This window comes from Paenibacillus forsythiae T98 (assembly GCF_000520735.1).
Lineage (GTDB): Bacteria > Bacillota > Bacilli > Paenibacillales > Paenibacillaceae > Paenibacillus_AQ > Paenibacillus_AQ forsythiae.
This window is the reverse complement of record NZ_ASSC01000390.1, coordinates 1-2,364: the sequence shown is the minus strand read 5'-3', so window position 1 is coordinate 2,364 and position 2,364 is coordinate 1. Positions and strand designations below refer to the sequence as shown.

Sequence of the window (2,364 nt, the reverse complement as noted above, 5' to 3'; positions counted from 1 at the left end):
GAAATGGCGGCTCAGCTCCGCAATCCGTGAAGCCATATCGACATCAGCGGTAACAATCGAGTTGATGCCTCTGTGGTCTTTGCGGAAGGCCTCGGCGACCGAATATTTGACCGTTCCGACTCTGGAGCGGCTGAGCGCCCCGTCCACATCGATGCCGACAACCGCAGTGTTGCCCATGACGACGCAGTGCGCTCCGTTGACGCCAGGCACTCTTTTGGCCAACTGCTCCAGATGGTCTTTTAACTCGGCATCCCTTGAGGAGACAACGGCGGTTCCGTCATCGGCCAGCGGTCTTACCCCGCGTCCCCCGTTATTCATGTCATGCATTGCCGAATGTTTATCCTGAGGAGAGGGTGATGACTCTTTTTTTACCATACCGCAGCTTGTCAGCAGCAGTAGAAGGACCAGCAACAGACACATTGATTTTCTCATAGATGCTTGCTCCTTTCGTCCAAGATGAACTCTGGTGTTATCTTTGCCAGCGGCGGAAAGAGTTATGTATCTTTAAGACAAACCAGGCGCTGTGGAGGGGATAACATGAAAAAGATCTTTGTACTGGATACCAATGTGCTGCTTCACGACCCCAATTCGATCTTTTCGTTTAAAGAGAACGAAGTTATCATTCCCGCCGTGGTGCTGGAAGAGATCGATAACAAGAAGCGCAACGCCGATGAGATCGGGCGCAATGCCCGCACGGTGTCCCGCCTGCTCGACGGACTTCGCGAGCGCGGTCATCTGCACAGCGGCGTGGAGCTTGAGCATGGGGGCACGCTGAAGGTCGAACTGAATCACCGCAGCTTCATCAAGGTGCAGGAGATGTTCGGCGAGGTATCCACTGACAATCGGATTTTGGCTGTGGCGCTTAATTATTTGCAAGAGGAGAACGAGAAGGCCGATCCCCGGCCTGTCGTGCTCGTAAGCAAGGATGTTCTGGTCCGCATCAAGGCCGATGTGCTCGGCATTACACCGGAGGACTATCTGTCCGACCGGACGGGCGACTTGAATGAGCTGTATGCCGGGTACCAGACGCTGCCTGTCCACCCGGCGCTGATTGACGAGTATTACAGCAACCGCTCCCTTTCCGTCAAGCAGCTGCAGCTGTCCTACCCGCTCTATCCCCATGAATTTATCATTCTGAAGGATGAGATCGGCAGCGGCAAGTCGGCGCTGCTCAAGGTCAGCAGCGACGCCAGCCGCCTGGAGCCGCTGTATCTCGGCAACGACCCCGTATGGGGAATCAGCGCCCGCAACGCGCAGCAGCGGATGGCGCTCGAACTGCTGCTTAACGAAGACATTCCGCTTGTCACCATCACGGGCAAGGCGGGGACGGGCAAGACGCTTCTGGCCCTTGCCGCCGGGCTCTTCAAGGTGGAGGATGAGCATAAATACAAGAAGCTGCTGATCGCGCGGCCCGTCGTTCCGATGGGCAAGGACATCGGTTATCTGCCCGGTGAAAAAGACGAGAAGCTCCGGCCGTGGATGCAGCCGATATACGATAATCTGGAGTTCCTGTTCGATACGAAGAAAGCTGGAGACATTGACAAAATTCTGATGGGTCTTGGCAGCATTCAGGTTGAGGCGCTGACCTATATCCGCGGCCGCTCCATTCCGGGACAATTCATTATCATCGACGAAGCGCAGAACCTGTCGCGCCATGAAGTCAAGACGATTGTTTCCAGAGCGGGCGAGGGCAGCAAGGTCATACTGATGGGCGACCCCGAGCAGATCGACCACCCTTACCTCGATGCTGCAAGCAATGGACTCAGCTATATTGTGGAAAAGTTCAAACAGCAGGGGATCAGCGGCCACATTACGCTGGAAAAAGGGGAACGCTCCCGTCTGGCCCAATTGGCGGCGGATTTGCTGTAATTCATACTCAGGCTTCAGGGAAGGATCGGGAGACAGACTCCCGGTCCTTTTTTGTACAATGAAAGGAAAGCGTTATCACATGCGGGCAGACAAAAGCGCATCAGGCTGGTAAAATAGGGAGACGGGTTTCGAAACGGACAAGGAGGAGAACATGCTGAGACGCAAAAATTACTGGCTGCTGTTTGCAATCCTGCTGCTGTCGCTGACAAGCTTGTCTCCCGGCATGGATCTGAACCAAACGGACGAGCGTCCCCTTGTGAACGAATATCCATCGCAGTCCCAGAGCTTCTCTCAACGGCAAAAGGGCGAACCGGCGTATCTTCGGATATCGGTATCGCTTAGCCATAAGGAGTTCCGCGAGCTGCAAAAAATAAGCCGCAATTACACCTTGTCCAGCGGAGTGAATATTGAGCTTGTCAATCTTGGAGAAAGCGCCGGATATGACGCTGTGATGGACGAGCTGACGATTGGGAACAGCCCCGATATTGTGATGAC

Annotated in this window: 2 protein-coding genes and 1 pseudogene; 2 read left to right on the top strand and 1 reads right to left on the bottom strand. The window is 54.6% G+C overall.

The genetic code is table 11. The annotated features are described in order from the left end of the window. Positions 1-432 (bottom strand): YhcN/YlaJ family sporulation lipoprotein (locus tag L692_RS0112470; protein ID WP_025700309.1); only part of this gene is annotated, 432 nt, incomplete at its 3' end. Between the two features lie 105 nt (positions 433-537). On the opposite strand from L692_RS0112470, the gene L692_RS0112465 reads away from it, so the two are divergent. Continuing rightward, on the top strand, positions 538-1,869 hold the full coding sequence (locus L692_RS0112465; RefSeq protein ID WP_025700307.1) for a PhoH family protein: 1,332 nt from the start codon (positions 538-540) through the stop codon (positions 1,867-1,869). Positions 1,870-2,020: 151 nt separating this feature from the next. After that, positions 2,021-2,364: pseudogene (locus L692_RS28645) on the top strand (hypothetical protein); the annotation flags it as partial.